At 64.8% G+C, this 7,782-nt stretch carries 1 protein-coding gene; it reads right to left on the bottom strand.

All coding sequences use genetic code 11. The annotated features are described in order from the left end of the window. Positions 1-7,756: non-ribosomal peptide synthetase (locus J7J50_RS21055; RefSeq protein ID WP_215063458.1), on the bottom strand; the 7,756-nt coding region annotated here is incomplete at its 3' end. Between the last annotated feature and the right edge of the window lie 26 nt (positions 7,757-7,782).

The following is a 7,782-nucleotide window of genomic DNA, read 5'->3' as shown; positions in this document are numbered from 1 at the left end:
CGTAGGCGATGCTGCCGCTCAGGGCGTTGCCGTTGTCGGTCAACGAAAGGGCCAGATCGAACTGCGCGGTCTGCTGCCCGCTGTCGAGCTGCGACAGGGTCAGGCCGTGCAGTTGCAAGCCGCCGCCGTCGGGGGTGTTGTTCAAGCTCAGCAGCGCCTGGAACAGCGGGCTGTGGCTCATGCTGCGCGCCGGCTGCACGGCTTCGACGACTTGCTCGAAGGGCAGGTCCTGGTGTTCGTAGGCCGCCAGGGTGGTCGCCTTCACCTGCGACAACAGGTCGGCCACGCTCGGTGCGTCCTGCAGATCGACGCGCAGCGCCAAGGTGTTGACGAAGAAGCCGATCAGCGGTTCGAGTTCGCTGCGCTGGCGATTAGCGACCGGGCTGCCGACGACGACATCGGATTGGCCGCTCAGGCGCGACAGCAACACCGACCAGCCCGCCAGCAGAGTCATGAAGACGGTCGTACCGTGGCGTTGAGACAAATTGCGCAACTGCGCGCTCAGCTCGCTCGACAGGCGGACCGGGACGCGGTCGCCGGCGTAGCTTTGCAGCGCCGGGCGCGGTCGGTCGGTCGGCAGTTCCAGCACGGCCGGGGCGCCTTGCAGTTGGTCGCGCCAGTAGTTGCTTTGACGCTGCAGGGTCTCGCCCTGCAGCCAACTGCGTTGCCACGCGGCGTAGTCGGCGTACTGGATCGGCAGCGGCGGCAGCGGATCGGGCTGACCCTGGCGATAAGCGTCGTACAGCGCGCTGACTTCCTTCACCAGCACGCCGATCGACCAACCGTCGGAGACGATGTGATGCTGGGTCACCAGCAGCACATGCTCGTGTTCGCTTAAGCGCAACAGGCGGCCGCGGATCAGCGGGCCTTGAGCCAAATCGAACGGGGCGCGGGCTTCTTCGCGGCTTTGCGTCGCTACGGCGGAGGTTTGCGCGTCGGCGGTCAGATCGCTCAGGTCGTGATCGATCAGAACGAAGCCGGTATCGACCGGATCGATGACCTGCACCGGGGCGCCGGACTGGCTGACGAAGCGGGTACGCAGGTTTTCGTGGCGGGCGACGATTCGATTCAGGCTGTTCTGCAGTGCCGTGCGGTCGAGGTCGCCGCTCAGCTGCAAGGCCACCGGCATGTGATAGGCGGCGCCGGCCGAGTGATCGAGTTGATCCAGGAACCACAGGCGTTGTTGGGCCCACGACAGCGGCAATGCGGCATTGCGATCGGCGAGCGTGATCGGCGGCTGCGATTCGCTCTGCGCGCTCTGCACGCTCGCGGCCAACGCGGCCGGGGTGGGACGCGAGAACAGATCGCGCAGCGGAATCTCCAGGCCCAGCGATTGGCGCAGGCGCGAGGCGACCTGCACGGCCAGCAGCGAGTGGCCGCCGAGTTCGAAGAAGTGGTCGTGGCGGCCGACTCGCTCGATGCCCAGCAGGTCTTGCCAGATCTCGGCGATGGCGGTTTCGATCTCGCCTTGTGGTGCTGCGTACTCGCGGCTCAGCACCGCGGCTTGATCTGGGGCCGGCAGGGCTTTGCGATCCAGCTTGCCGTTCGGAGTCAGCGGCAACGATTCCAGCGCGACGAAGGCGCTTGGGACCATGTACTCGGCCAAGTCCTTAGAAAGCGACTCGCGCAGAGCCGCTACCGACAATTCGACACCGGGCTCCATCACCGCGTAAGCCACCAAGCGCTTGTCACCTTCGACGTCTTCGCGTGCGATGACCACCGCTTCGCGCACGCCGTCGCAGGCCACCAACCGCGCTTCGATCTCGCCCAGCTCGATGCGGAAGCCGCGGATCTTCACCTGGAAGTCGTTGCGGCCCAGGTACTCGATCGTGCCGTCCGCCAGCCAACGGCCGAGGTCGCCGGTCTTGTACATCCGCGCCTGCGGGTCGGTACTGAACGGATCACGGACGAACCGCTCCGCCGTCAGCTCCGGACGATTCCAGTAACCCCGCGCCACCTGCACGCCGCCCAAGTGCAACTCGCCGACGACGCCGATCGGTACCGGTTCGCCGCGCGCATCCAGCACATACACCGGCGTGTTCGCGATCGGGCGGCCGATGACCGGCCCGCCGGTCGCTTCGCGGATGCTTCCAATCGTCGCATCCACCGTGCACTCGGTCGGGCCATACATGTTGTGGAAGTGGATTCGCTTCGAATCGCGCAGCTGCGCCCACAGCTTCGGGCCGATGGGCTCGCCGCCCAGCAACATGCTGATGGGGCGATGTCTCTCGCCTTCCAACAGTCCCGCGGCCAACAAGCCTTCGAGTTGCGACGGTGTGCTGTCCAACGCATCGATCTTCTGCGCTTCGATGAACTCCAACATCGCCGGGCCGCTCGCGCGGATCGAGTGCGGGATCGGCAGCACGCAATGGCCCGACAGCAGTTGCAGCAAGCCCTTGAGCGACATGTCGAACGCGTAAGCCGCGTTCAAGCCGATGCGCGAACCTGGGGCCACCTCGCGGTGGGTGGTCGCCTGCATCGCCCGCCAGAAATTCACCGGCGAACGATGTTCGATCATCACGCCCTTGGGCTGACCGGTCGAACCCGACGTATAGATCATGTACGCCAGATGCGTCGGGTTCAGTGCCACCGACGGCGTCTGTTCCGACTCCTGCGCCAGCGTCGCGTCTCCCAACTCGATCACCGGCACTGACAACGACCCCAACAGCGAACGAACTGAAGCCTGCGTCACAAATGCCATCGGTGCGCTGTCGGACAGCATGTAGCTCAAGCGATCGAGCGGATAGCTCGGGTCCAGCGGCACGTAACCGCCGCCGGCCTTCAGGATGCCGACCAAGCCGACCACCATCTCCACGCTGCGCTCGACGCAGATCGCCACCCGATCATCGGGTTTCACACCTAAACCGATCAGACGATGCGCGAGCTGATTCGCGCGCCGGTCCAGTTCGCCATAACTCAGCGTCATACCTTCGTACGACACCGCCGGCGCATCCGGGGTGCGTGCAACCTGCGCGGCGAACAGCTCCACAAGGGTTTGATCATGCGGCTGCGCATCCACCGAATTGAACTCGCGCAAGACCGTCTCACGCTCTGCTTCGGGCAGAACCGACAGCGACTGCAGCGCTTGTGAACTTCCGTCCTCCAACACCGACAGCAACGACGCCAACGCCTGCTCCATGTACCGCACCAGCCGCTGCGGATCGATCCCTGCCACCGCCAGCACCGTCAGGCCGAACGCCTCGCCCAGGTCCTCCACCGACATCGTCAGCGGATAGTTGTTGCGCGTATCGCCGCCGATCAGACGCATGCCACTCCAGGCCTGCATCGCCTGCGCGCTGTCTTCCGGCGTCGCCGCGTGACCGTGGCGATAATTCAACAGCGACGTGAACAACGGCAGCGGCGCCTGCACCCCGCTGCAACGCTGCGCCAGCGCCAGCGATGCCTGCTCGTGCTCCAGCAACTCGCTCAGCTGCGTATAGACCTGCGCGATCGATGCCGGTATGTCCCGGTCCAGCCCAATCCGGATCGGCAAGGTATTCAGGAACATGCCGACGACCTGATCGGCGCCTTCCGATCCTTGCAGACGGCCCGACAGCACCGTGCCGAACACGACATCGTCCTCCCGGCCGCTGCATTGCCCCAGCACCCGCGCCCAGGCGACGTGGAACAACACCGCCGGGGTCACGCCGCGGCGGCGCGATGCGTCACGGATCGAGCGCGCCATTGCCATCGACAGCGGCAGGCGTGCTTCTTCGACCTGCTCGCCGTCGTTCTGCACATTCAGTATTCCGAACGGTGCAGTGGGTTCTTCCACCGTGGCTAGCTGGGCGCGGAAGTAGGCTTCGTGTTCGTCGTCAGCCACCGTCTGCATCTGTGCAATGAAATGACGGTACGCCCGCGCAGCCGGCAGGGTTCCACCGCTGAGCAGGGTCTGGATCTCCGACAGAATCAGATCCATCGCCACGTGGTCGCACACCAAGTGATGGCGCAGCAATGCCAGCAGCCATTCGCCACTCGCCACATCCTGAGCGATGTACCCACGCAAGACCGGCGCCTGGCTCAGGTCCAGACGCATGCGACGCGGGTCGGTTCGCTCCAGCAGTTGCGGCAATGCTTCTTGCCGTGGATCGATCGCGACCGATTCGATCGGCAGCGGCGCATCGCGATGCACCACCTGCACCGGTTGCGGCAGCCCCTGCCAGCGCACCGAACTGCGCAGGATGTCGTGGCGCTCGATGACTTGCTGTAAGGCCGTCAGGAACAGGTCGAGCCGCTCGCGGCTGTCGAACGCCACCACCGAGCGCATCAGGTAGGCGTCGCCTTCGCGGTCCTGTTCCAGCAGGTGATGGAACAGGATGCCTTCCTGCAACGGCGCCAGCGGGTAGATGTCCTGAATGTTGCTTACGCCACCGGGTACCGAATCGACGATGCCGTCGATCTCGTTCTGGCTGAGCGTGACCAGCGGCAACAAGTCCGGCGTAAGGCGTGTCGTCTGTCTGGTGATCGGGTTGGCTGCCGCTTCGGTCGCGGCCGCGACCGGTTCGCCGGCCAGTTGTTCGGCCAGCGCACGCAGCATCGGGGTGGTGAATACGGTGCGCACGTCAGTCGCGTAGCCGCGCTGGCGCAGGCGCTCGATCAAGCCGATCACCAACAAGGAGTGACCGCCCAGTTCGAAGAAGTGGTCGTTGCGGCCGACTCGCTCGATGCCCAGCAGGTCTTGCCAGATCTCGGCGATGGCGGTTTCGATCTCGCCTTGCGGGGCTGCGTACTCGCGGCTCAGCACCGCGCCTTGGTCCGGGGCCGGCAGCGCCTTGCGATCCAGTTTGCCGTTCGGGGTCAGCGGCAATGCTTCCAGCGCGACAAAGGCGCTGGGGACCATGTACTCAGCCAAGTCCTTCGACAGCGCGTCGCGCAAGAAGGATACCGATAATTCGACCCCCGACTCCATGACCGCGTAGGCCACCAGGCGCTTGTCGCCTTCGACGTCTTCGCGCGCAATCACCACCGCTTCGCGTACGCCGTCGCAGCCCACCAACCGCGCTTCGATCTCGCCCAGCTCGATGCGGAAGCCGCGGATCTTCACCTGGAAGTCGTTACGGCCCAGGTACTCGATCGTGCCGTCGGCCAGCCAACGGCCGAGATCGCCGGTCTTGTACATCCGCGCTTGCGGGTCGGCGCTGAACGGGTCGCGGACGAACCGCTCCGCCGTCAGTTCCGGACGATTCCAATAGCCCCGCGCCACCTGCACGCCGCCCAGATGCAACTCGCCGACGACGCCGACTGGGACCGGTTCACCGCGAGCATCCAGCACGTACACCGGTGTGTTCGCGATCGGACGGCCGAGCACAGGCCCGCCGGTCGCTTCGCGGATGCTTCCAATCGTCGCATCCACCGTGCACTCGGTCGGACCGTACATGTTGTGGAAGTGGATGCGCTTCGAATCGCGAAGCTGCGACCACAGTTTCGGGCCGATGGGTTCGCCGCCCAGCAACACGCTGACCGGACGGTGTCCCTCGCCTTCCAACAGTCCCGCCGCCAACAAACCTTCCAACTGCGAAGGCGTGCTGTCGAGCGCATCGATCTTCTGCGCTTCGATGAACGCCAACATCGCCGGGCCGCTCGCGCGGATCGACTGCGGGATCGGCATCACACAGTGGCCCGACAGCAATTGCAGCAAGCCTTTCAACGACATGTCGAACGCGTAGGCTGCGTTTAGGCCGATGCGCGAACCCGGCGGCACTTCGCGATGCGTAGTCGCCTGCATCGCCCGCCAGAAGTTCACCGGCGAGCGGTGCTCGATCATCACGCCCTTGGGCTGACCGGTCGAACCGGACGTGTAGATCATGTAGGCCAGATGCGTCGGGTTCAGTGCCACCAAAGGCGCCTGCTCCGATTCCTGAAGCAGCGTCGCGTCTTCCAGTTCAACCACCGGCACCGACAGCGAACCCAATAACGGCCGTACCGACGCCTGCGTCACCAAGGCCATCGGCGCGCTGTCGGCCAGCATGTAACTCAGGCGATCGAGTGGATAACTCGGGTCCAGCGGCACGTAACCCGCGCCGGCCTTCAGGATGCCGACCAACCCGATCACCATCTCCACGCTGCGCTCAACGCAGATCGCCACCCGATCATCGGGTTTCACACCCAACCCGATCAGACGATGCGCGACCTGATTCGCACGCCGGTCCAGCTCGGCATAACTCAGCGTCACACCTTCATACGACACCGCCGGCGCATCCGGCGTCCGCGCTACCTGCGCAGCGAACAGATCCACCAACGTTTGATCATGCGCATCCGAACGAACAGTATTGAAATCGACCAGCACACGCCGACGTGCTTCCGCCGATATCAACGGCAGCACGCTGAGCGCCCGCCCCTCGTCCTTGCACATCGCACCCAGCAGATTGAACCACTGCCCCACCATGCGCTCGACGGTATCGCGGTCGAACAGATCGCTGGCGTATTCCAACTCGCCAGCAAGCTCCTCGCCCGCATCGCTGAGCAACAGCCGCAGGTCGAAATGCGCGGTGCGATGGTCGGGATCGATCTGACTCAACTCCAGCCCGGGCAGCGACAGACTGGCGCCGCGCGGCGTGTTGTCCAAGGTCAGCATGACCTGGAATAACGGGCTGTAACTCATGCTTCGTTCCGGCTGCAAGGCTTCGACCACTTGATCGAAAGGCAGCTCCTGATGCGCGTACGCCGACAGCGCCGTGCGCTTGATCTGTTCGACCAGTTGCGCCGCGCTCGGATCGTCTTCGAGCTTGATCCGCAACGCCAGCGTGTTGACAAAGCATCCGACCAATGCCTCGACCTGCGACGGTTGCCGATTCGCGACCGGACTGCCCACCACCAGATCGGCCTGCCCGCTCAGACGCGACAGCAATGCCGACCAGCCGGCCAACAAGGCCATGTACATCGTCGCGCCATGGCGCTGGGAGAAGGATCGCAACGCCTCGGTCAACGCGTCGGGCAGACGGACCGGCACCCGGTCGCCGGCGTAGCTCTGCGAAGGTGGCCGAGGGCGATCGCTGGGCAGTTCCAGCAGCGCCGGCGCACCGCGCAGGTGATTGCGCCAGAACTCGATACGCTTGCTCAGCTCCTCGCCATGCAACCACTGACGCTGCCACGCCGCGTAGTCGGCGTACTGGATCGGCAACGGCGGCAGCGGATCGGGCCGGCCTTGATGAAACGCGCTGTAAAGCTCGCTGAACTCGCCGATCAGCACGCCGATCGACCAACCGTCGGAGACGATATGGTGCTGGGTCACCAGCAACACATGCTCGCGCTCGCCGAGCTTCAACAATCGGCCGCGGATCAGCGGACCGTTGGCAAGGTCGAACGGCTTACTCGCTTCCTCGGCGCCGATCGCCTCGACCTGTGCCTGGCGCTGGGCCGCTTCGATCGAACTCAGATCGTGATGGACCAGCGGCAACCCCGCGTCTTCTCCTCGAATCTCCAGTCTGGCCGACTCGCCCGACTTGACGAATACCGTGCGCAAGTTCTCGTGCCGCGCGACGATACGATCCATCGCGGCCTGAAGCGCGGCGACATCGAGCTCGCCGCTCAACCGCAGCGCCACCGGCATGTGATACGCCGAGCCCGCGGCCTGATCGAACTGATTGAGGAACCACAAGCGCTGTTGCGACCAAGACAGCGGAAGCTCGCCGTTGCGATCGGCCTTCGGAATCGACGTGCCGCCGAGCTGCGCGCTGGGCTTGGCCGACTTGGCCAGCCTGCGGCGCAGCAGCTCCAGTTTCATCAGTTCGATATCGGACGATGTTTCTTGAGACATGACATCCCTATCAGGTGATTCGTAAA

Origin of the sequence: Lysobacter sp. ISL-50, from assembly GCF_018612875.1 — a bacterium.
GTDB lineage: Bacteria > Pseudomonadota > Gammaproteobacteria > Xanthomonadales > Xanthomonadaceae > Lysobacter.
Note: the sequence above shows the minus strand (reverse complement) of the source record. Positions and strands in the feature narration are given on the sequence as shown.